The organism is Paraburkholderia steynii, assembly GCF_900100565.1.
GTDB lineage: Bacteria > Pseudomonadota > Gammaproteobacteria > Burkholderiales > Burkholderiaceae > Paraburkholderia > Paraburkholderia terrae.
The window spans coordinates 376,718-399,064 of sequence record NZ_FNDI01000005.1 but is presented as its reverse complement, the minus strand read 5'-3'; the positions used below and the strand labels follow the sequence as shown (position 1 = coordinate 399,064).

Sequence of the window (22,347 nt, the reverse complement as noted above, 5' to 3'; positions counted from 1 at the left end):
TGCGTAGCGGTCCGAAGTGAGGCGTGTGGAGCACTTGGGCCGACACACAGTTTGCCACCTGGGCGGCGGCGGAATATCCGGTGCGGCATGCTGCAGTGCGGGTGCGTGAAGCGGGTCAGGCGCACCGCAAGAACGTTGGCAACGAACGTGGGTCACGTGATTGCCGTGTGAAGCGTAAGAACCTGTGGGGGCCCTCAGGCAGGAAGAAGAGTTGGCGGTGTGAGCCGCTTTCTTTTGCCTACTTTTCTTTGCGGCGGCAAAGAAAAGTAGGTGCCGCCCCGCACAGGGGCGACGCGTGAAGCGAGCTAACGAAACGCGGATGCCAACATCAAAACAAGCAAACCACCCAGCGTCGCAGACAACCCAAAGCCGGTCCCGCCCCGCACAGGGGCGAGGCGTGAATGGCAAACACCGTAGCGCGGATGCCAGCGCAAGCACAAGCAAACCACCCAGCGTCGCAGACAACCCAAAGCCGGTCCCGCCCCACACACGGGCGACGCGCCAAGCGACCTAACGCATCGCGGATGTCAGCAAAAGCAAAAAACCTCACCCCGCAGATTGCCCCGCACCCGCACCCACGTCCGGCGTCGTGGCCTTATGTGCGCGCTGCTTGAGCACGCGCGCCTGCAGCACGATCACCAGCAGCAGGAACACGCCACGTATCACCGACTGCCAGTACGCCGACAGACTGATGAACCCAAGCCCGTTCTCGAAGTTCAGCAGATTGAACACGAGCCCGAGCAGCAGCACGCCCGCGATCGTCATGGCGATCGAGCCTTCGCCGCCCGTCAGCAGCGTGCCGCCGAGCACCACGGCCGAAATCGCGAACAACTCCCACCCGACACCCTCATTCGGCTGCCCCGCGCCGAACTGCGCGGCGAGGATCACGCCCGCCAGGCCCGCCAACAAGCCGCTCACGGCATACACGGCGACCAGCGTGCGGTTCACGTTCAGCCCCATCAAACGCGCCGCTTCCTCGCTGCCGCCAATTGCCAGCGAATGCCGGCCGAAGCGCGTGCTGCGCAGCGCGAGCCAGCCCGCGACGGCAGCGACGAGCGCGATGAGACCGGGAATCGGCAGGCCGAACAGGTCGCCCTGACCGAAGTTCGCGAAGTTCGTATCGGACGAAATCGACACGGCGTCGTTCTTGCCGAGCAGCAGCCCGAGGCCGTGCGCGCCGAGGCTCGTCGCGAGTGTCGTGATGAACGGCAGGATTTTCAGCCGCGTGATGATGAGACCGTTGAGCACGCCGACCAGCAGGCCCGCGCCCGCGCCCGCGAGCACCGCGACCCAGCCGCCATACGGGCTGGCAAGCGCCGCCACGACACTCGACATCGCCGCGACCGTCCCGACGGACAGATCGATGCCGCCCGTGATGATCACGAACGCCATGCCGACGGAGATCAGCGCGAACATCGAGTTGTAGCGCCAGAAGGACGTGATGTTGTACTCGGACGCGAAATGCTCGTAGCGCACGAGGCCGAGCACGATCAGCGCGCCGAGCGCAATCAGGATGGGCAGGTTCTTTTTCATCGGATCGTCTTTTGCCAAGCGTTTAGCGCGAACGCCGCTGCACGTACACAGCCGCGATGATGATGCCCGCCTTGACGACGAGCGCGGCCGCATCAGGAATGCCGTGCGCGAGCAGCGTGTAGCGCAGCAACTGGATGATCAGCGCGCCAATCAGCGTGCCGCCGATATACGCCTTGCCGCCCGTCAACGCAGTGCCGCCAACGGCCACGGCCGCAATCGCATCGAGTTCGATGCCGAGCCCAACCACATTCGCATCCGACGACGAATTCACCGAAATCGAAATCAGCCCTGCAAGGCCGGACAGCGCCGCACACAGCGTGTACGCGATCATCTTCACGCGCGCGGTCGGCACGCCGCTCAGATACGCGGACTTTTCGTTGCCCCCCGTGACGAGCAGATACTGGCCGAACAGCGTTTTCTTCACGACCCACGCGAAGAACGCGACGAGCGCGAACATCAGCAGCACCTGGAACGGCACGCCCGCCACCTTGCCGAGCGCGATCCACTGGAACGCGGGATTGTTGAACGCCTGCAGGCTGCCGTCGGTGACGACCTGCGCGATGCCGCGCCCGGCGATGAACAGCACCAACGTCGCGACAATCGGCTGCACGGCTAATCGCGTGACGAGAAAGCCGTTGAACACACCGCACACGGCGGTGGCGAGAACGGGCAGCACGAACGCGAGCGCGATGCCGAGCGGCCCGGCAATATGAAGGAACAGCATTGGCGCGAGCGCGCCCGCAATCGCCATCGACGCGCCCACGGACAGATCAATGCCCCCCGTCGCGACGACCAGCGTCATGCCGATGCCCACGATCACGATCGTCACGACCTGCGTCAGATTGACGTTGAAGGTTTGCAGCGACCAGAAGTGTTGTGTGAAGAGCAGGTTGAAGACGAGCATCGCGAGCAGTACGACGATCTCGCGCTGGATCGTGATGCGGCGTTTCTTCTTCACCGTCGATGGATCGGGCGGCGCTGAAGCCGCTGCGAGCGGCGCGCCGTCGTTGCGCAGCGACTCATGAGCCATGACGGTCGCCCTCCAGTGCATCGTCGATATGCGCGGACTGCGCTGCTTCCACCAGTTGCGAGGTGCCCGCGCTGCCGTAGGCAATCGCGTCCATGATCGCGGATTCGCTCATTTGCGCGCCATCCAGTTCGGCGACCGTGCGGCCGTCGCGAATCACTACGGCGCGATCGGCCACGGCCGTCAGTTCTTCGAGTTCGGAAGCGGACAACAGCACCGCCATGCCTTCGTCGCGCAGTTCGCGCACGATCTTCGCGACATCCGCCTTTGCGCCGACGTCGATGCCGCGTGTCGGCTCGTCGAGCAATAGCAGCGACGGCTGCGCGGCGAGCCAGCGCGCGAGCAGCACCTTCTGCTGATTGCCGCCCGACAGTTCGCGGATCGGCTGATCGGGCGAGCGCAGCTTGATGCCAAGCGACGCAATAAAGCGATCGACGATCGCCTGCTGCTGCTTCACATCGACGATGCCGTGCTTCGACAGCGTGCGCAGACAGACGAGGGTGAGGTTGTCGCGCACCGACAGGTCCGGCACGATGCCTTCGGCCTTGCGGTCTTCCGTGAGATACGCGAGGCCGCGCGCGATCGCGTCCTGCGGCGACTTCAGCGCGACGTCCTTGCCGTTGATCGACAGCGTGCCGCGCTCGGCGGGGTCGGCGCCGAACAGTAGGCGCATCGTTTCCGTGCGGCCCGAGCCGAGCAGGCCCGCGAGGCCGACGGCTTCGCCCGCGTGCACATCGAGCGACACGTCGCTCACCTTTGGATGCGCGGACAGATTGCGTGCCGAGATCGCCTTGTCGCCGCGTCGCGCGAGATTCGTTTCGCGCGCGGTGCTGTCGTCCTGCACGACGGCGGCGAGCGTGCGGCCGAGCATCGTCGTGACGAGCTGGCGCTTGTCGATATCCTTCATCGCGCTTTGCGCAACGGTCTGGCCGTCGCGCATCACCGTCACGCGGTCGCACAGCGCATACAGTTCGTCGAGCCGATGCGACACGAAGATCACCGCGCGCCCGTCGTCGCGCAGCTTGCGCACGACGGTGAACAGCAGTTCGACTTCGCGTTCGTCGAGTGACGAAGTTGATTCGTCCATGATGACCATCTTCGCGTCCGACGACACGGCGCGCGCGAGCGCAACCATCTGCTGAATCGCCGTCGAATAGCTGCCCGCGGGCTTCTTCACGTCGATCTGCAAACCGAACGATTCGAGCAGCGCGGACGCGCGCCGCTGCACTTCGCGCCAGTCGATCAGACCGAAGCGGCGCGGTTCGCGGCCAAGGAAAATGTTCTCAGCCACCGAGCGGAATGGCACCAGGTTGATCTCCTGGTAGATCGTGCTGATGCCTGCTTCGCGCGCTTCCTTCGGCGTGCGGAAATCGATCTCGCGACCTTCGAAGCGCACGCTGCCACCCGAGCGCCGATAGGCGCCCGTGAGGATCTTGATCATCGTCGATTTGCCCGCGCCGTTCTGGCCGATCAACGCATGCACCTCGCCTGCGGCGACGCTGAGATTCGCGCCGCGCAACGCGGGCACGCCGCCGAACGAAATGTCGATGCCCTGCATGTCGAGCAGGGTCGCGCGTGAGGACGGCGGCGGCGGATGAGCGCCGGGGGCCGCGTCGGAAGGCGCGTGGGATTGCGTCACGTGTGTCTCCTTTGTCGACCAGCGTTAGCGCTTTAGCGCTTACGCTGGTCCCATGCAGCGCGGTCGACCTGCGTTAGCGCTTTAGCGCTTACGCAGGTCCCATGCAACGCGGTCGACCTGCGTTAGCGCTTTAGCGCTTACGCATGGTCCCATGCAGCGCGGTCGACCAGATGTCGGCCCCGACTTGGCGCTTTAGCGCTTAGTCCGGCCCCATGCAAAGCGTTAGCGCTTTAGCGCCTTACGCATGGCACCATGCTGCATCGCTTGCGATGCAGCGCGGCCCGTGGCTATCGCGACGGCCGGCGCGCGAATTACATACTGTCGGTCAGTTCGCGAAGTCGATGGTACGCCCGACAAAGCGAAGCGACGTCCCATGGAACGCGAACGCGCGCGCCACAGACACGTCGCCTCGAATCCTTCCCGTCAGCCGGGCACGAATGCCCGGTGAAGCCCAGCGTGTCGGCCGTGCTGCGCGCGCCTCGCTGCGTGAAAACCGAAAACGCGCCGGCCGGGTTACACCAACGAACGCTCAATAACCGTACTGCATGCTTTCCTGCACGTTGCCCTTGTCGTAGAAGCGGTCCGACACCTTGACCCACGTCGGCACCTTCTCGCCCTTCGCGAATTTCTGCGCGACGTCGCATGCTAGCGGGCCAAAGAACGGGCTCGACTGCACGCTCGCGCCAAGCTCGCCCGCCGCGATCGCATCGAGGCCGCCCTTCGTGCCGTCGATCGTGACGATCTGGATATCCTTGCCCGGCTGCTTGCCTGCCGCCTTGATCGCGGCGATCGCGCCGAGCGCCATTTCGTCGTTGTGCGCGTAGACGGCCGTGACATCAGGATGCGCCTGCAACAGCGTTTCCATTACCTGACGGCCCTTGTCGCGCGCGAAGTCGCCGCTTTGCGACGCGATGATCGACATGCCCGGATTCTTCGCGATCACTTCGTCGAAGCCCTTCTTGCGGTCGTTTGCGGCGGAAGCGCCCGTTGTGCCTTCGAGTTCGATGATCTTCGCCTTGCCGCCCGTCGCCTTGATGAGCCAGTCGGCTGCGCGGTGGCCCTGGTCGATGAAGTCCGAGCCGATGAACGTGATGTAGTCGCGGCCCGCCTTCGCCACCGATTGATCGACGTTGCGGTCGACGAGAATCACGGGAATGCCCGCCTTCTTAGCCTGCAACACGACGGGCGCGAGCGGCTTCTCTTCACGCGGAGGGAACACGAGCAGATCGACGTGCTGCGCGATCATGCTTTGAATGTCGGAGACCTGCTTCGAGTTGGACCCGTTGGCATCCGTCATGACCATCTGCCAGCCGCACTTGGCGGCGATGTCCTTGAAGCTCTGGGTTTCGGCGAGGCGCCAGGGGTTGTTGCTCTCCGTCTGGGCGAAGCCCACTTTCAGCGGTTTCTTGGTGGGGATTTTCGGCAGATCGTCAGCCTGCGCCGATGCCATGCCGAATCCCAAAGTGATTGCCAGCAATGCTGCGGCGAGCGGCTGAAGCCGCTGCCCGCGCGAATCCCGATTGTGCGACGCCATGTCTTCCTCCAGTACCAGTTGGTGTGTTTTGCTTTTGTGCTTCAACTGCCGCCGGCACGTCGGTGGTGACCGGACGTGCCGATTATTCCATCGCGAATTATTATTGGTCAATCACTAATAATATTAATTGCGGCGCGTTTTGCCTCGGTAATTTCCCTGACTGACCCACGTTCGATCAACGGCCCGTCGAGTTTCACCATCCGGTGACGCACGGGCGCGCCCGCTGCCTGGTTGTGGACTTCCTGAAGCAGCGTATCGACGGCCCAGCGCCCCAATTCGTAGTTCGGCAGCACGACGGTCGACAGCGGCGGATGCGTGTGGCGCGCGATTTCCTGATCGTCGTAGCCGAGCACCGAGACGTCGTCGGGCACGCGGTAGCCGAGCTGCTTGAGCGCTTCGATCGCGCCGAGCGCCATCAGGTCGTTCGCGCAGAAGATCGCGGTCGGTGGATTAGGCTCGCGCATCAGCGACAGCGTGTGCTCGAAGCCCGTGCCCGAACTCCAGTCGCCGTCGCGGACCATCTCGGGCGCGAACGGCAGGTCGGCGGTCGCGAGCGCGGTGCGGTAGCCCTTCAGACGGTCTTTCGCCGCGTCCTGCCAGTGCTCGCCGTTGATGTAGCCGATCCGCCGGTGTCCCGCGCGCAGCAGGTATTCGGTTGCGACATGGCCGCCCGCGACTTCGGCGGGAACGATCGACGACTGGCCGCCCTCGCTCGTATAGCAGTTCAGCAGCACGGTCGGCACGCGCGCGAGTGCGGCGGGCAGCGTGACCTTGCGGGTGTAGACAGTCGCGTAGACCACGCCGAACACGGTCGGGCTCGCCAGAGCCGCATCGAGCACCTGCTGCTCGATGTCGGCGTTGCCGTGGGTCGAGTAGACGGCGAGCAGCTTGCCGTTCGCGTAGGCGGCATCGCGCGCGCCGTCGATGTTCACGACCGGGTGCGGGCTGGTCGAGATTTCGTCGGCGAGATAGATGATCAGATTGCGCTCGCCCGACGACGGCGGCAGCGGTTCACGCGGCGTGAGGCGATAGCCGAGATCCTGCGCGGTTTTCAGCACCTTGTTGCGGGTCGCTTCGGAAAATTTGGCGCCGGTCGCGTTGTTCAGGACGAGAGAAACAGTCGATTGCGACACGCCGGTGAGCTTGGCGATATCGGTCATCGTCGGGCGGCGCTGAGTCGATTTTTTCATTGATCTGGCCGCGCAACGGCGGCTCGTTGACGGTGAATGCCGCAGGCATCGTGTACTGACGGTACCACTAATAATATGCGCTGGACAACACACGCAAACCCCGCTTTTTTACTGGGCAGCGATAGCCTCTGGCGGCGGACTTTCGTCGACATTATTACTAATAATATTGACCGGAGAATTCAGCCGTGCGATTCTCGCACGCGCGGGCCGCTTCGGCGCATGGCATCGAACGCGCGCGCCCGACGACGTCGCAACCGCCCACGCCAATTCAAACCACTATGCGCGAAGCTTCCCTCCATCCGTCCGCAGCCGATTCCGCCACCGATCTGCGCATCGACGACCCGTCGCTCGTCGTGTTGTCCAGTGGCGATACGACGCTCGTGGTCGCGCCGGAGGTCGGCGGATCGATTGCCGCTTATTTCGACGTGGTGCGCGAGCACACGTCGCAACGCGTGCTGCACTGGCTGCGTCCGGCGACGAGCGCGGCGCTCGCCGCTTGCGATCCGCTGCGGATGGCGAGCTTCCCGCTCTTTCCGTATTGCAACCGCATCCGCGATGCGCGCTTCGAGTTCGACGGCCGCACGATCGATCTCGGCGGCGACGGAAACGGCTATGCGCATGCGCTGCATGGTCATGCGTGGCGCAGGCCGTGGCGCGTTGGCGCGCGCACGGCTTCGTCCGTCGAACTGCATTTCGAGCATGTGCCTGATAGCGAAAAGCGCAGCGATTGGCCGTTTCACTATCGCGCGAGCCAGCGCATCGAATTGCTGGGCGATGCTCTGCGCTTGACACTCACCGCGCAGAACCTCTCGGAAAGTCCGATGCCGTTCGGCATGGGCCATCACCCGTACTATCCGCGTACGTCGAACACGGTGATTACCGCGCATGTGGATGAAATGTGGCACGCCGACGCGCACGTGTTGCCGACGCATCTCGGCCCGCATGGCGCTGTCGATGCGCTCAGGCGCGGCATGAGCGCCGACGCGTTCGATCTCGACAACAACTTCAGCGGCTGGACGCGCAGCGCGACGATTGCATGGCCGGACGAAGCGCGCGGCGTGACGATGACCGCCGACGCGCCGTTCGATCATCTGGTGGTGTTCGCGCCCGCGAACGATGTGCAGTTGTGCGTCGAGCCTGTCACGAATACGACCGACTGCTTCAACGCTAACGCCAACGATGGCGCACGAGAGCGCTCAGGCTACCGAGTGCTCCAGCCCGGCGAAGCGATCAGCGGCGAACTCAACTGGAAACCGCAGCGCGGCTGACGCGTCAACGCGCGTTCAGTCGACGCGCAGTCGCGCCATATACGGCAGGTGATCCGACAGCCACGCCGTCTCTTGCGCTGGCTGTATCCATTCGACAGGTTTCATCCCGCGCACGAACATCTTGTCGAGCGCAAGCGCAGGCGAGAACGCCGGAAACGTGCGTCCCGGCTCACCGAGCAGCGTCGCGACTTCTTCCAGGCCGTGCTCGCGAAACAGCGGCACGGAATCGTTGCGCCAGTCGTTGAAGTCACCCGCAAGCACGAGTGGACCGTCGGGCGCTTCCTTCGAAATCCAGTGCGCGATCCAGTTCATCTGCCGCAGCCGCGCCTGGCGCGTGAGCGCGAGATGCGCGCACAGCAGCGTCACCGCGTGACCGCCGAATGTCGCACGTGCAACGAGCAGGCCGCGCCGCTCGAAGCGGTGCGCGGAAATGTCCCAGCGTCCGCCGAGATCGAGGGGATGCGGCGACAGGATCGCATTGCCATGCCGCCACGACGGTTTGAACACGTTCGGTCCCAGCGCGATCTGCAACTGCAGCGCGTCGGCGATTTCGGTCGCCTGGCAATGCCATACGTCGTCGTCGATGTCGCCCAGCCGCGCGCCAAACGAGCTGGCGAGCACGGGGCCCGGCATCCGCCGTGCCATCGCTTCTTGCAGGAAATACGCGTCGGCATGAACGGACTGTACCCAGCGCTGCATCGCCTGCCATGCCTGGAAGCCGAGTGGCGAGCGGCCCTTGTGCAGGTTCCAGCTCACGGCGATGAAATCTTTCCTGTCGAGGTTTTCGCGTATCAGTTCTTCGGGGTTTCGCATGCCGCGTTATCCACGTCTTTCGTTAAGTTCACGGGTTGTTTGCGACGCTTGCACGCAATCGATATACGAGATTCGGATCTTTGTCGACGATCGTCCATGACGTCCAGTCGCCGGGCGGCACTTTCAGCCCCGGATGGCTCGCGCTCACCTGTCGCGGCTGCGGCGGCAGCTTGCAGCCGGTGCTGGTGGTGCGCGTAGACGGGTCTTCGAGCGTTTCCTGCGCGTCGATGATGAACGTGACGCCGCTCGCATCCGCCTGGGTCGGCGAAATGGTCAGCGTGCGCGCGAGATCGATGCTGCCCGCCGGCACGTCCTTGCAACCGACGCTGTTTTGCACCACGTGATGATGCGTGTCCGTGCGCGCCTGGCCGACGGTCGTGTTGCCGTCGAACGAATCGATCTGCTGGCCGTCGCGCATCACCTGCAGTTCCCACTTGACGACGGACGGCGCGCTGCGCGGCTGCGTCTGGGCCATCGTGCCCTGCGCCATCAACGTGGTGCCGAACACGGCGGCAACGAGGCTGGTTTTCCACATGAACAATGAGTCTCCGGAATCGCTGCGTTTCGCTAAAGCGTGCGGCATCCGCGCGTTCTTTCTGCGACCGCCGACCATCTTACGCTTTATCGGGATAACGGTTTTCTGACACCCGATCTGGAACCAAGGTTCAGCGCGCGGCGGTTACATTGCATTGCAGATAGGGGCGCGAATGTGACGATTCAAGCAATTGTCTCGCCCGACATGTGCGGTTAGCAGCAGACCCGCATGACTGCTGGCTTGCATGCCATTTCGGCGTCGTTACACTGAAATTAAAGCGGCGTCGGGGACGCTGCGGATGCAAGACCAGCACGACGGGGTGAAGCAATGACAACGGCCATGGTGAAACAGGAAATCGCAGTTGCATCGTTCAGCAAGGTCTATGACCTGGATCAGGTCGAGACGGCACTCAACGAACTCAGCGAAGGCGCCAGCGACGCACTGCGTTCCACATACGAAAAGATGCTGAAGGTCGGCAATCTGCGCTTTTGCGTGAAGCCGAACCGAATGCCGTCCATCGACGATCTGATCGGCTCGCTGCCCAACTTCACCGAGCCGCTCGACGACATCCGCAAGCAGGTCGCGCTGTGCCTCGAAACGGACGACCGCCTCGAACTGATGCCGATCCTGCTGCTCGGCGATCCCGGCATCGGCAAGACGCACTTTGCGAAGCAGCTCTCGCGGCTGCTCGGCACCGCGTATCACTATGTCGCGATGAGTTCATTGACGGCGGGCTGGATTCTGTCGGGCGCGTCGTCGCAATGGAAGAATGCGAAGCCGGGCAAGGTGTTCGATGCGCTCGTGCATGGCAGCTATGCAAACCCCGTGATCGCCGTCGATGAAATCGACAAGGCGACGGGCGACTCGCAATACGATCCACTCGGCGCGCTGTACGCGCTGCTCGAGCACGACACCGCGCAGACTTTTATCGACGAGTTCGCGGAGATTCCGATCAACGCGGGCCATGTGATCTGGATCGCGACTGCGAACGACGAACGCGCGATTCCCGAGCCGATCCTGAACCGGATGAACGTCTACGAGATTCCGCCGCCGGACCGCGACGGCTCTCGGCGCATCGCGCAGTCGATCTACAACGAAATCCGCTCGGCGCACGGCTGGGGCCAGCGGTTTCCGGCGCAACTCGGCGGCGCGGCGCTCGACGCGCTCACACAGGCGTCGCCGCGTGAAATGCGGCGCGCGATCCTGAACGGTTTCGGCTCGGCGCGCATCGCGAGCCGTGACCATATCGGCGCCGACGACATTCGCCTTGACTACAATTCGCGCCGCAAACCGATCGGTTTCTAGCGTCGTTCGCGTTATTTATGCGAACAGGTCGCGCTCGCGCGACCTGTTCATTGTTCCAATGTTGCAGCTATTCCATAGCGAAAACAGGGCGATTCGCGCCTGATTTGAACACATTCGAACAACAGTCAATTCCGCTAATGAGGGTCGGCAATCCGATAGGCGAGGACTAGACTCCGTTCACTGAAATGCAAACAGCGTTTCGTTCGAACTGGACTTCACCTCAGGAACCGATCATGAAGAAGCTTTCGCTTGCCGCTTTGCTGATTTCCGCAGTCGTCGCCGCGCCCGCTTTCGCAAGCGGCTACAGCCCGGCTCCGACGCAATCGCCGTCCAGCGTCAACGGACCGAAGACGCGCGCCGAGGTGAAGGCCGATCTGGTGCAAGCCCGCGCGAACGGTGAACTGAGCCTGAATCCGAACGCACCTGCTTATCCTCAGCAATTTGCAACGGGCGGTTATACGGTGCCCATCGCACACGTCGACCTGCGCCATCTGTTCAAACGCACAACTGCGCAGGATTGATCAAGCCCGTTGTGGCTCAGGCGGAACGAGTCCGCCAAATTCACCTGGAATGAGCGTCGTGGGCGTACACTGACTCAAACGCTCGACGCGTTCCCACATATTGATGCCCGCAGCCGCACAAGGTTGCGGGCATTTGTGTCTGTAGCGCGTCGCGTCATTTCGCATTGTGCATGTGAAGCGTTCGACAGCACGCGGTCACGGTTTCGACGACACCGCACGCTATCGAAATCCTGGTGGATGACGAGGTAGAACGCGGCGCAGTGAGCCGCGTCCAACGGACATGGATCAGATCGAATGTGTGGTGATCGGCGCTGGTGTCGTCGGTCTTGCCGTCGCGCGCGCGCTGGCTGCGCGCGGACGTGAAGTGATCGTGCTGGAAGCGGCGGAAGCCATCGGCGTCGGCACGAGTTCCCGCAACAGCGAAGTGATACACGCGGGCATCTACTATCCGCGCGGATCGCTCAAGGCGGCGCTGTGCGTGCTCGGCCGCGAGATGCTGTACGACTACTGCGCCGAACGCGGCGTGCCGCACCAGCGCTGCGGCAAATTGCTCGTCGCGACTGCGCGCAACCAGATTCCCCAACTCGAAAGCATCATGGCGCGCGGCAAGGAAAACGGCGTGCTCGATCTGATGCGTATCAGCGGCGAGGAAGCGCAGGCGCTCGAACCGGCGCTGCAATGTGTCGAAGCCGTGTTCTCGCCGCAGACGGGCATTGTCGATAGCCATCAGCTGATGCTCGCGCTGCAGGGCGACGCGGAACGCGACGGCGCCGTCTGCGCGTTCCATGCGCCCGTCGAAGCGATCGAAGCGATCAACGGACGCTTCATCGTAAAGGTTGGCGGCAACTCGCCGACGACGATCGGCACCGCATGCGTCATCAACAGCGCTGGGCTGCATGCGAACACGATCGCGCGCAAGATCCGCGGGCTCGACGCGCGCCATGTGCCGCCGCTCTATCTCGCGCGCGGCAACTACTTCAGCATTTCAGGGCGCGCGCCGTTCAACCGCCTGATCTATCCGATGCCGAATGAAGCAGGACTCGGCGTGCATCTGACGATCGATCTCGGCGGCCAGGCGCGTTTCGGCCCGGACGTCGAATGGGTCGATTCGATCAACTACGACGTCGATCCGCAACGGGCCGAATCGTTCTATTCGGCGATCCGCGCCTATTGGCCGGCGCTGCCCGATCATGCGCTGCAACCGGCATACGCGGGCATTCGTCCGAAGCTGTCGGGTCCCGGCGAGCCGGCCGCCGACTTTCTGATTCAGGGTCCCGCCGCGCATGGCGTGCGTGGTCTGGTGAATCTGTTCGGTATCGAGTCGCCGGGTTTGACGGCGTCGCTGGCGATTGCGCAGCGCGTGTGCGAAGTCAGCGGACGCGCATGAATGCGCAGGCACACACGCACTACCGATTCGCTTATGACGGGGATTTGAAGCATCACGCGCGTCGGCTTCATTGATATGCTTGGGGACCGCTGTCGTTAGAACGGCGTTGACCCCCACAATACCAATGGAGTGAGTCCCCATGAACAATTCACGTCGTACGTTTCTGATCACGAGTATCGGTGTGGCATCGACGCTCGCGCTGTCGCGCCAGGCGTTCGCCGATGCACCGAAGGTCGCGGAATCCGATCCGACCGCGCAGGCGCTCGGCTACAAGGAAGACGCGTCCAAAGTCGACAAGGCCAAATACGCGAAGTACGCAGCTGGCCAGGACTGCGGCAATTGCAGTTTCTATCAGGGCAAGGCCACCGACGCCTACGCGGGCTGCCCGATGTTCGCGGGCAAGCAGGTCGCAAGCAAGGGTTGGTGCAGCGCATATAACAAGAAGGCCTGATACAACGAAATCCAGTCGGCATGGGCACGTGTCGGACGCTGCGCTGCAGCATCGCCGCGTGTGCCTCTCGCTATAACGGATAGAGCGCGCACCGTGCAACGCGGTGTCGCGCTCTTTGTCGTATGAAAGTTGCTTGAAATCCGATGTCGTGCTCTTTTACACTCGCATGGCTTGCGCGCTCGGCCTTCACGACGGCCCATTCGAATCGCTTCAAACCAACGCACCCCGACGCCTCGACGAAGGGCGGAGACATCGATGTCACAAGCAGCGAGGAGCCTCAATACCCGTGCGGTCACAGCGGCCGTCATCGGTAATGCACTCGAGTGGTATGACTTCACCGTCTTCGGTTTTCTCACCGTCGTCATCGCCGAACTCTTCTTTCCCTCCAGCAGCGACTACGCGTCGATTCTTCTCACCACGGCGACCTTCGGCGTCGCGTTCTTCATGCGGCCTATCGGCGGCATCGTGCTCGGCCTGTATGCGGATCGCGCGGGACGCAAGGCGGCGCTCTCGCTGGTCATCGCGTTGATGACGCTCGGCATTCTGCTGCTCGCCATCGCACCGCCGTATTCGGCAATCGGCATCGGCGCGCCGATCATCATCGTGGTCGGGCGTCTGCTACAGGGCTTTTCCGCGGGCGGTGAGTTCGGCAGCTCGACCGCGCTGCTGATCGAAGCGGCGCCGTTCTCGAAACGCGGTTTATACGGCAGCTGGCAGATGGCAAGCCAGGCGGCGGCACTGCTGCTCGGCGCGATCGTCGGCGCGCTGGTGACGCGCGGCCTGTCGCCGGAAGCGCTCAAGTCCTGGGGCTGGCGCGTGCCGTTCATCATCGGTCTCGTGATCGGACCGATCGGTTTCTACATTCGCCGCAATCTCGCGGATTCCGAAGCATTTTTGCACGCCAAGCAGACCGCGCGCCGCGCGACGCTCGGCGAGCTTTTCGCGCACCATACCCGCGACGTGCTCTGCGGTCTGGGCTCGGTGATCGCGCTGACGGTCACGATCTATGTGCTGATCAGCTATCTGCCGACATTCGCGGTCAAGCAACTGAAGCTGCCTTATTCAGATTCGTTCACGGCTGTGATCGTCGGCAATTTGCTGCTGATGGTGTTGTCGCCGCTGACGGGCGCGTGGTCCGATCGCATCGGGCGCAAGGGTTTGTCGCTGTGGTCGCTGGGTCTCACGCTGGTGCTGATCTATCCGCTCTTCGCGTGGCTCGAAGAAGCGCCGAGCGTGTCGAAACTGATTCTCGTGCAGGCCGTGCTGTCGATCACGCTATCCGGCTACTACGGACCGTTCGGCGCACTGATGGCCGAACTTTTTCCCGCGAACGTGCGCTCGATCGGCCTTTCGCTCGCGTACAACTTCGCGGTGATGCTATTCGGCGGCTTTGGCCAGTTCATCGTCACGTGGCTGATCAAGACGACGGGTTCGCCGCTCGCGCCGACGTACTACGTGATGTGCGGCATCGCGCTTTCTATCATCGCCGTTGCGTGCATGCCCGCGAAACGTCACGCTGATCTCGACGCGATGCGCAAGCCCGTCGATGCGCTGGAGCGGCGCTAGCTTCGCGCGGGCATCAGCGGCGGCCGCCGGTCGAACCACGGACGCGCCGTTTCCAGTTGCGCGGCGAGCCGCAGCAACATCGCTTCGCCGCCGTCACGCGTCGCGAACTGCACGCCGATCGGAAGTCCGCGCGCGTTCCAGTAAAGCGGCACCGACATCGCCGGTTGTCCCGTCAGATTGAACAACTCCGTGCAGCCCGCCCACGCGAACGCCTTGTTCGATACTTCCGTCAGCAGCTTGCGCATCAGCGGCTCGACGGGAACGGTGGTGACGGCGCGCATCTGCATTTTCTCGACGGCAGTGGGCTGCATTTCACCGATCTTGATCGGCGCGGAAGCGAGCGTCGCGCACAGGATCACGTCGTAGCGCGTCATCAGATCCGCGAGCTTCGCGCTCACCTGGCGCTGCGCTTCGAGCGCGGCAGGCAATTCGCGCTCGCCGAATTTTCGGCCGATATGTCCCATCGTCCACGTGGCGATTTCGAATTCCTCACGATTGGGCTTGCGCCCCGTGATCTGATCGGCCCTCAGCACGAGGCTTTCGGCGCTCACCGACCAGATCATCAAAAACGCTTCGCGCAGACTCGCGAAATCGATGCCGAGCGATACGGGTTCGATGTGATGGCCGAGCGACGCTGCGAGTTGCGCGGCGTCGTCGAGCGCGGCTCGGGCGTCGGCGGATAGCGTGGGCGCGAGCATCGGGTCCGTGACGAACGCGATGTGCAGCGGCTTGCACGGTTCGCTGGCGGCGGCGAGGAAGGTGCCGGGCGCGCCCATCGGACGGTCGGCGTTGCCCGAAGTGAGATCGAGCAGCAGCGCGCTGTCGCGCACGCTGCGCGAAACGGCGTGATCGATGCCGAGGTCGCCGGGCGCGGGCACCGCATTCGACGGCTGCCGTCCGCGCGACGGCTTGAGTCCGAACAGGCCGCAACACGACGCCGGAATGCGGATCGAGCCACCGCCGTCCGACGCATGCGCGAGCGGCACGATGCCCGCCGCGACGGCGGCAGCCGAGCCGCCGCTGGAGCCGCCCGGCGTGTGATCGAGACTCCACGGGTTGCGGCACGGCCCAAACAGTTCGGGCTCCGTATAAGGCATCTGGCCCATTTCCGACGTGCTCGTCTTGCCGAAGATGTTGAGTCCGGCGGCGCGCGTGGCCGTGACGAGCGGCGCGTCTGCGTCGGGAACGAAGTGGCGGTAGTGGCGGCTGCCCATCGACATGCGCAGCCCTTTCACGGGCAGCCCGAGATCCTTGACCAGATACGGGACGCCGGCGAGCGCTCCGTCGCCAATCACGTCATCCTCGCCGTTCGCATGCTCTCGCGATGCGCGCTGACGGGCGGCGTCATAGTCCTTCAGAACGATCGCGTTGATCGCGGGATTGGCAGCTTCGGCGCGCGCGATTGCTGTTTCCAGCAATTCGCGCGCGCTCACCTTGCGCTTGCGCACGAGATCGGCGAGGCCGATCGCGTCATGATCGAGATAATCGGATTGCACGACGACGACCCCCGCGGACAGGAATGGTGATGACGGCACGCGCGGGGCGTCGTGCCCTGAATCGAAGCACAGGGCACGACGCAGCCACGCCGTGCCTCTAGCGTAACTTACGCGTGGGTGCCGAGGAAAGTCAGCGTGCGGCCATGCGCGAGCGCCGCCGAGTGCTGGTGATAGCTCGCGCGCTCGGTGCAGTTGAAACCGTGATCGGCGTTCGGGTAGATATACAGCTCGACTTCGTCGCGGCCCGCGAAGCGCTCCTTCACTTCACCGACTGCCGACAGCGGAATGCCGTGGTCGAGTTCGCCGTAGTGGAACTGCATCGGCACCTTGATTTGCGCTGCCTTGTCGAGCTGGTTCTGGATGCCGCCGCCGTAGTACGACACGGCGATATCGAGCAATCCTTCAGCCGCGGCCAGATACGCGAGACGGCCGCCAAAGCAGTAGCCGACGCCCGCGATCTTGCCCGCCACTTCCGGCATCGCGCGCAGCGCGGCAGCCGTGGCGCCGATATCGGCGACGGCGAGATCGACATTCGTCTTCTGCAGGATTTCGATGCCCTTGTCGCGATCCGCGCCGGCGTAGGTGAGTTCGACGCGCGGCTGCGTGCGCCAGAAGATATCCGGTGCGATCGCGATATAGCCGTCCTGCGCATATTGATCGACGACGTCGCGAATGTGGCCGTTCACGCCGAAGATTTCCTGGATGATGATGACGGCCGGACCCTTGCCGCTCTTCGGCGTCGACATGTACGCGCCAAACGAATCATTGCCGGTTTGAATGTCGATCCATCGGGAAGTCACGCTCACGTTGTTTCTCCTTGCATAAACGGTGAAGCCGCTATCGGGCGGGCAATCGTTTGCGGGCGTCTCGCCCGCAGCGGGCGCTCAGTGTGCCATCAAAAGAAGGCAATTGCAGCGAGAGGCCCGCGCGGCGGCCTTCTCGTAAGCGGATTGAAACGACTTCTGGTCTCGGCGGGCTGCGCGGCCCGGTTGCAGCGGCCAAAAAAACGGCACTCGCACTCTATATAGAGCGCATCGCTTAAGCGTGTTTGAGCACGATCTCAACGGCGCGATATCACCATTGTGTTTACCCGTGATGACGCGTTCGACGCACATCCGGCGCATTAACGGACGATCGAGGAAAAGCTTTAGACCCGCACTATAGAAGCCTCCCTCGTTTCCCCGAAACCCGCGCCAGCCTTCGCTTTCCGGCCACGTCCCACCTGCCTTTCATGACTAAGTGGGATAAACGCTATTGGTAGTGATCCCACTTCCTCAAAAAACCCCCACAAATTAATTTGATAGCCTACACTTGCGCGCAAGCGCGGGGCGCCACCTGCCACAAACAGGCTGGAACGCGTGCTTGCCAAGTGCATGAACGATGCATCCGGCGGAGTCGTCCACGGGATTTGAGCGACACGTGAAGGAAGCGGGGCACAAGGGCGATACCGTTGTTTTTCGGGACCGAAATCGGAGACTTACATGAACATCAAAATCCAAAAGCTGTTGCCGATCAGCGCTGCGGCGATGCTGTTTGCAACGTTGGCGACGACGGCTATGGCCGACGAAACTGTCAAGATTGGCCACGTTGCGCCTTTGACGGGTGGCATCGCTCACCTGGGCAAGGACAACGAAAATGGCGCACGTCTCGCAGTTGAAGAGATCAATGCCAAGGGTCTGACGATCGGCGGCCAGAAGATCACGCTGCAACTGGATGCACAGGACGACGCAGCTGACCCGCGTACGGCTACGCAGGTTGCGCAGAAGCTGGTCGACGACAAGGTCGTCGCAGTGGTTGGCCACTTGAACTCGGGCACGTCGATCCCGGCTTCGAAGATCTATAGCGATGCAGGCATCGTTCAGATCTCGCCGTCGGCAACGAACCCGGCGTACACGCAACAGGGCTTCAAGACGACGTACCGCGTCGTCGCGACGGACGCGCAGCAAGGTCCGGCACTGGCGAACTACGCAGCGAAGGGCCTGAAGGTGAAGAGCGTCGCGATCGTCGACGACTCGACGGCATACGGCCAGGGTCTCGCCAACGAATTCGAGAAGACGGCAAAGTCGCTGGGCCTGAACGTGATGTCGCATGACGCGACGAACGACAAGGCTGTCGACTTCCGCGCAATTCTCACGAAGATCAAGGGCGAAAACCCGGACGCGATCATGTACGGCGGCATGGACGCCACGGGCGGCCCGTTCGCAAAGCAAGCCAAGCAGCTCGGCCTGCGCGCGAAGGTGCTGGCGGGCGACGGCGTGTGTACCGACAAGCTGTCTGACCTGGCTGGCGACGCAACCGACAACATCGTCTGCTCGGAAGCCGGTATGGCGCTCGAGAAGATGGAAGGCGGCGCAGCGTTCCAGGCGAAGTATCAGAAGCGTTTCGGCCAGCCGATCCAGATCTACGCTCCGTTCACGTATGACGCTGTGTACATCATCGTCGACGCAATGAAGCGCGCTGGCTCGACCGATCCGGCGAAGATCCTGGCAGTGATGCCGAACACCGACTACAAGGGTGTGATCGGTGAAACCACGTTCGACGCGAAGGGCGACCTGAAGCACGGCGTGATCTCGCTGTACAACTACAAGTCGGGCAAGAAGACGCTGCTCGACGTCGTGAAGATGTAAAAGCGCTTGGCGTAGTTGGCGGAAACGCGGTTCGCCGCGTTCCGCCCTGCGCAAGCCAGCCCGAAAGGGCTTAGGAGGCACGCGGGTTTCGACCCGCGTGCCTTTTGTTTTGCCTTCTGCTTTTGCGCATGCCTGTCTGCGCATTTCTTTTTGCGCACCGGAAGCGGTGCGGGCGATATTGTCGTATCGGCTACAACACGCGGGGGACGCGGTCGTGACACGGATGATCGATGACGAATGGCGGCGCTGGATTGCCGAGAACCTGTTGCTCGAAGCCTCGCCGGAGGCCGTGCATGCCGTGCTCGTCGAGCATGGGTTCGAACGCGAACACGCGTTATGCGAGATCGATAGCACGTTGCAAAGCCCTTATTTTCAAGCGGGTTCTCGCTTGCGCAATCGTTTGCGTAAGCGCGAATGGATGCTTTCCGTGTACGGTGAGCTGAATCGCATGCGTTCGGGTGCGGCATGTGTCGAGCGCCGCGTGCGCCTGTCGCGCGATGCGTTTTACGAGCAGTTCTATTTTCAGAACCGGCCCGTGATCATCACGGGCATGCTCGATTCGTGGCCGGCGCGCAAGCTGTGGAATTTCGGTTACTTTCGCGCGCGCTGCGGCCTTGCCGAAGTCGAAGTGCAGTCTGGGCGTGAGGCAGATGCGAACTACGAGATCAATCAACCGGTGTTGAGGCGCACGATGCGCTTTGGCGATTACGTCGATCTCGTCGAAAGCGCGGGCGTGACCAATGACTTCTATATGACGGCGAACAACGCGTCGCGCAACCGCACGGCGCTCGCGACGCTTTGGGCCGATGCGCCGGCGATCGGCGAGTATCTCGATCCCGCGCCAACCGACGCAGGCTATTTCTGGTTCGGTCCGGCCGGTACGAAGACGCCGTTTCATCACGACCTGACCAACAATCTGATGGCGCAGGTGATTGGCCGCAAGCGTGTTCTGCTCGTGCCGTTCACCGACACCGCCCACATGTACAACCATCAGCATTGTTATTCGCGGCTCGACGGCGGCGCGATCGATGTCGGGCGGTTTCCGTCGTTCGAACATGCACAGGTGATTGAATGCACGCTCGAACCCGGCGAACTGCTGTTTCTGCCGATCGGCTGGTGGCACTACGTCGAAGCGCTAGACGTTTCCGCCACGATGACCTACACGAACTTTATCGAGCGTAATGATTTCGGCCGTACGTACAGCACGTATCGCGAACTTTGAGCGGTGCTGCGATAAAAAACGGCGGACCGATGCAGTGTTAAAGGCAGGCCTTCAGATGCCGAGCCGGCGCAAAACCTTGGGCCCGATGAACGCGACGAGCGCCGCGCACAGCGCGACGACGGACAGCCCGATGGGAAGATTCGTCACCTGCGCCACGCCGCCGATGATCACCGGCCCGAGCAGCAGGCCGAAGTAGGCGAGCCCGGCCACGTGCGCGAGTCCCTCGGCCGCGTGTATGCCTTTCACGCGCGCCGCTGCCGCGAACAGCACGGGCATCATGTTGGCGAGACCGAGGCCCATCAGCGTGAAGCCCGTCAGCGCCGCGATGGGATGCGGCAGCAGCAGCGCGCCGATCATGCCCGCGCAAGCCAGTGACGCGCTCGCGGCAATCAGCTGCGGCGCGCCGAATCGCGCGCGCACGGCGTCGCCGGCAAAACGCGCGGCCGCCATGCCGCCCGAGAACGCGGCGTAGGCCGCGCTCGCTACGGCCGGCGTCGACGCGACGACGTCGCGCATATAAACAGTCGCCCAGTCGTACATCGCGCCTTCCGCGATCAAGGCGATCAGCGCAATCGCGCCGAGCGCCCACAGCGCGGGCGAGCGCCAGCGGTTGCCGCGCGGCGTGTGTGCGTCCGGATGCTCGGAATGTGGAACGTGCGGCAGGACGGATGGGCACGCGGCGAGTAACACAGCCGCGCTGATCAGCGAGGCGAGCAGCAGATGCACGGCAGGCGCCATGCCGTGCGCGAGCGCCGCGCCGCCGACCGCAGCACCCGCCATCCCGCCGACGCTGAACATACCGTGCAGCGCCGACATGATCGGCCGGCCGAGCGTTTCTTCGACGGTGCTGGCTTCCGCGTTCATCGCGACGTCGAGCGTTGCCATGCCCGCGCCGAAGAGCGCGAGCAATACGAGCAGCATCCAGTAATACGGCACGACGAGAATCAGCGCGCCAGCCCCCGACATCACGAGCCCGCCCGCAAGACAGGCGCGCCGTGTGCCGACGCGCGCGATCCACGGCGCATTCGTCACCATTGCACCGATCGAGCCGCCCGCCACCGCGAACAGCGCGAGCGACAGCATGGCCGGATTCAGCTGGAATCGATCGCGGACGGTCGGCACGTGGACGCCCCAGGACGCATACATCATCCCCGCGATGAAGAAGAGCGCCATCGTCGCGTAACGGGCGCGGTTGCGCGCGCTCGCTGACAGATTGCGATGCGCGGCGGGCAAGGATGCGGACTCGGACGGACGATCGGACACGGAAAACTCGGTGATTGAAGACGAAGATGAAGAGGAAGCGCAGCAAGAAAGCGCGATGAAAGCGCTTCCACATTCTAACGAAGCATGATGGCTCATGCGGGCAAGTCCCTGAACTAATATCTCCTTTCCAGGCACGTCGCGTTTAACGGCATCGCGCGGCGCATCAATCACCCGACGAGGACGCGCACTTGAACATTCCCGCTCACGCTCCGCTGCATCTGTTGCATCAGGCCGCCATCGGCACGCTCGCCACGCATGCACGCCAGCCGCAAGGGTTTCCGTATCCGACGGTGCTGCCGTTCGCGCCGGATTCGCATCATCGCCCGACGATACTCGTGAGCCGGCTCGCGGAGCACACGCGCAATCTGCACTCTGATCCGCGCGCGGGCTTCCTGATCGTCCACGCGCCAGACGGCGACGTGCTCAACGGGCAGCGCGTCACGCTGGTCGGCACGTTCGAGCATGTCGAGCCGACGCCACCCGTGACTCAGCGGTATTTGCGCTACCACCCGGAAGCCGAGCGCTATCTGGTGCTAGGGGATTTCTCGTTCTGGGTGATGTCCGTCGAGCGGATGCGTTATATAGGCGGGTTTGGCGCGATGGGATGGTTGACGCAGGCAGAACTCGATCCGCTCGACCCCGTTTCATTTGACGAGGAAAACGCGCTCGTCGAATTCTTCGAGCGTCACCCGCGACGGCCAGCGCAAGTGCAATTGATGGGCATAGACCGGTATGGCGCGGACCTGAATATTTCGGGCGCCCGCAGCCGCATGGCCTTCGACACACCTGCGCCCGATGCCGAATGCTTACACGCTGCGCTTGAAGATTGCATCGCGCGGCACGCCAATGCATGACGGGTAATGTGGAGCGATTTATACCGCAAAATCGGGCCGGCATTTTACATTTTGCCGGTTAAAACTCGCATGGCATGAAATGTTTGGGAATAAATTAACCATTGCTTTTCATGCCT

General features: G+C 63.1%; 19 protein-coding genes. 9 read left to right on the top strand and 10 right to left on the bottom strand.

From position 1 onward, the window contains the following. Positions 1 to 546 precede the first annotated feature (546 nt). The 5 genes from BLT65_RS12695 to BLT65_RS12675 form a co-directional block, all read right to left on the bottom strand. Positions 547 to 1,533: an ABC transporter permease gene (locus tag BLT65_RS12695; RefSeq protein ID WP_042313023.1), complete on the bottom strand. Its 987-nt coding sequence runs from the start codon at positions 1,531 to 1,533 to the stop codon at positions 547 to 549. A gap of 22 nt (positions 1,534 to 1,555) precedes the next feature. After that, positions 1,556 to 2,563 carry an ABC transporter permease gene (locus tag BLT65_RS12690; protein ID WP_091778132.1) on the bottom strand — a complete coding sequence of 336 codons (1,008 nt, stop codon included), beginning with the start codon at positions 2,561 to 2,563 and terminating at the stop codon, positions 1,556 to 1,558. After that, positions 2,553 to 4,118, bottom strand: a complete 1,566-nt coding sequence (locus BLT65_RS12685; RefSeq protein WP_208545766.1) for a sugar ABC transporter ATP-binding protein — start codon at positions 4,116 to 4,118, stop codon at positions 2,553 to 2,555. Before BLT65_RS12685 ends, BLT65_RS12690 begins: the two co-directional genes overlap by 11 nt. Positions 4,119 to 4,728: 610 nt before the next feature. Next, a complete protein-coding gene (locus BLT65_RS12680) occupies positions 4,729 to 5,733 on the bottom strand; it encodes an ABC transporter substrate-binding protein (RefSeq protein WP_042313025.1) in 1,005 nt (334 codons plus the stop codon). A gap of 107 nt (positions 5,734 to 5,840) precedes the next feature. Further along, entirely contained in the window at positions 5,841 to 6,893 is a 1,053-nt protein-coding gene (locus BLT65_RS12675) for a LacI family DNA-binding transcriptional regulator (protein ID WP_091778128.1), read from the bottom strand. 308 nt (positions 6,894 to 7,201) lie between these two features. On the opposite strand from BLT65_RS12675, the gene BLT65_RS12670 reads away from it, so the two are divergent. Beyond that, the gene (locus BLT65_RS12670) at positions 7,202 to 8,191 is read left to right on the top strand and encodes an aldose 1-epimerase (protein ID WP_091778171.1); all 990 of its coding nucleotides are present in this window, start codon (positions 7,202 to 7,204) and stop codon (positions 8,189 to 8,191) included. A 15-nt stretch (positions 8,192 to 8,206) separates the two neighbouring features. Here BLT65_RS12670 and BLT65_RS12665 read toward each other — a convergent pair whose 3' ends face one another. After that, on the bottom strand, positions 8,207 to 9,004 hold the full coding sequence (locus BLT65_RS12665) for an endonuclease/exonuclease/phosphatase family protein (protein ID WP_042312975.1): 798 nt from the start codon (positions 9,002 to 9,004) through the stop codon (positions 8,207 to 8,209). Between the two features lie 28 nt (positions 9,005 to 9,032). Beyond that, positions 9,033 to 9,539, bottom strand: a complete 507-nt coding sequence (locus BLT65_RS12660; RefSeq protein WP_091778126.1) for a hypothetical protein — start codon at positions 9,537 to 9,539, stop codon at positions 9,033 to 9,035. Between the two features lie 327 nt (positions 9,540 to 9,866). Here BLT65_RS12660 and BLT65_RS12655 point away from each other — a divergent pair, with 327 nt between their 5' ends. The 5 genes from BLT65_RS12655 to BLT65_RS12635 all read left to right on the top strand — a co-directional run bounded on the left by BLT65_RS12655 (position 9,867) and on the right by BLT65_RS12635 (position 14,769). After that, positions 9,867 to 10,844, top strand: coding sequence for an AAA family ATPase (locus BLT65_RS12655; RefSeq protein WP_091778124.1), 978 nt, complete (start codon positions 9,867 to 9,869; stop codon positions 10,842 to 10,844). A gap of 233 nt (positions 10,845 to 11,077) precedes the next feature. Then, positions 11,078 to 11,365 carry a DUF4148 domain-containing protein gene (locus BLT65_RS12650; RefSeq protein WP_042312981.1) on the top strand — a complete coding sequence of 96 codons (288 nt, stop codon included), beginning with the start codon at positions 11,078 to 11,080 and terminating at the stop codon, positions 11,363 to 11,365. A gap of 280 nt (positions 11,366 to 11,645) precedes the next feature. Next, positions 11,646 to 12,752: an NAD(P)/FAD-dependent oxidoreductase gene (locus BLT65_RS12645; protein WP_091778122.1), complete on the top strand. Its 1,107-nt coding sequence runs from the start codon at positions 11,646 to 11,648 to the stop codon at positions 12,750 to 12,752. Positions 12,753 to 12,891: 139 nt separating this feature from the next. After that, positions 12,892 to 13,203 carry a high-potential iron-sulfur protein gene (locus BLT65_RS12640; protein ID WP_091778120.1) on the top strand — a complete coding sequence of 104 codons (312 nt, stop codon included), beginning with the start codon at positions 12,892 to 12,894 and terminating at the stop codon, positions 13,201 to 13,203. Between the two features lie 255 nt (positions 13,204 to 13,458). After that, positions 13,459 to 14,769 carry an MFS transporter gene (locus BLT65_RS12635; RefSeq protein ID WP_091778118.1) on the top strand — a complete coding sequence of 437 codons (1,311 nt, stop codon included), beginning with the start codon at positions 13,459 to 13,461 and terminating at the stop codon, positions 14,767 to 14,769. Here the strand turns inward: BLT65_RS12635 and BLT65_RS12630 are convergent. Together BLT65_RS12630 and BLT65_RS12625 are read right to left on the bottom strand one after the other, a co-directional pair. Further along, positions 14,766 to 16,265, bottom strand: a complete 1,500-nt coding sequence (locus BLT65_RS12630) for an amidase (RefSeq protein ID WP_091778169.1) — start codon at positions 16,263 to 16,265, stop codon at positions 14,766 to 14,768. The two genes, BLT65_RS12635 and BLT65_RS12630, sit on opposite strands and share 4 nt — an antisense overlap. Before the next feature lie 107 nt (positions 16,266 to 16,372). Then, positions 16,373 to 17,071 carry a dienelactone hydrolase family protein gene (locus BLT65_RS12625; RefSeq protein WP_042312991.1) on the bottom strand — a complete coding sequence of 233 codons (699 nt, stop codon included), beginning with the start codon at positions 17,069 to 17,071 and terminating at the stop codon, positions 16,373 to 16,375. Positions 17,072 to 17,746: 675 nt separating this feature from the next. Here BLT65_RS12625 and BLT65_RS12620 point away from each other — a divergent pair. Together BLT65_RS12620 and BLT65_RS12615 are read left to right on the top strand one after the other, a co-directional pair. Then, the gene (locus BLT65_RS12620; protein ID WP_042312993.1) at positions 17,747 to 18,892 is read left to right on the top strand and encodes a branched-chain amino acid ABC transporter substrate-binding protein; all 1,146 of its coding nucleotides are present in this window, start codon (positions 17,747 to 17,749) and stop codon (positions 18,890 to 18,892) included. 223 nt (positions 18,893 to 19,115) lie between these two features. Beyond that, positions 19,116 to 20,114: a cupin-like domain-containing protein gene (locus BLT65_RS12615; RefSeq protein WP_091778116.1), complete on the top strand. Its 999-nt coding sequence runs from the start codon at positions 19,116 to 19,118 to the stop codon at positions 20,112 to 20,114. 51 nt (positions 20,115 to 20,165) lie between these two features. Here BLT65_RS12615 and BLT65_RS12610 read toward each other — a convergent pair whose 3' ends face one another. Next, on the bottom strand, positions 20,166 to 21,377 hold the full coding sequence (locus BLT65_RS12610) for an MFS transporter (RefSeq protein WP_091778114.1): 1,212 nt from the start codon (positions 21,375 to 21,377) through the stop codon (positions 20,166 to 20,168). Positions 21,378 to 21,565: 188 nt separating this feature from the next. Between BLT65_RS12610 and BLT65_RS12605 the strand changes: the two genes are divergently transcribed. Continuing rightward, positions 21,566 to 22,231 carry a HugZ family pyridoxamine 5'-phosphate oxidase gene (locus BLT65_RS12605; protein ID WP_091778111.1) on the top strand — a complete coding sequence of 222 codons (666 nt, stop codon included), beginning with the start codon at positions 21,566 to 21,568 and terminating at the stop codon, positions 22,229 to 22,231. The last annotated feature ends 116 nt before the right edge of the window (positions 22,232 to 22,347 follow it).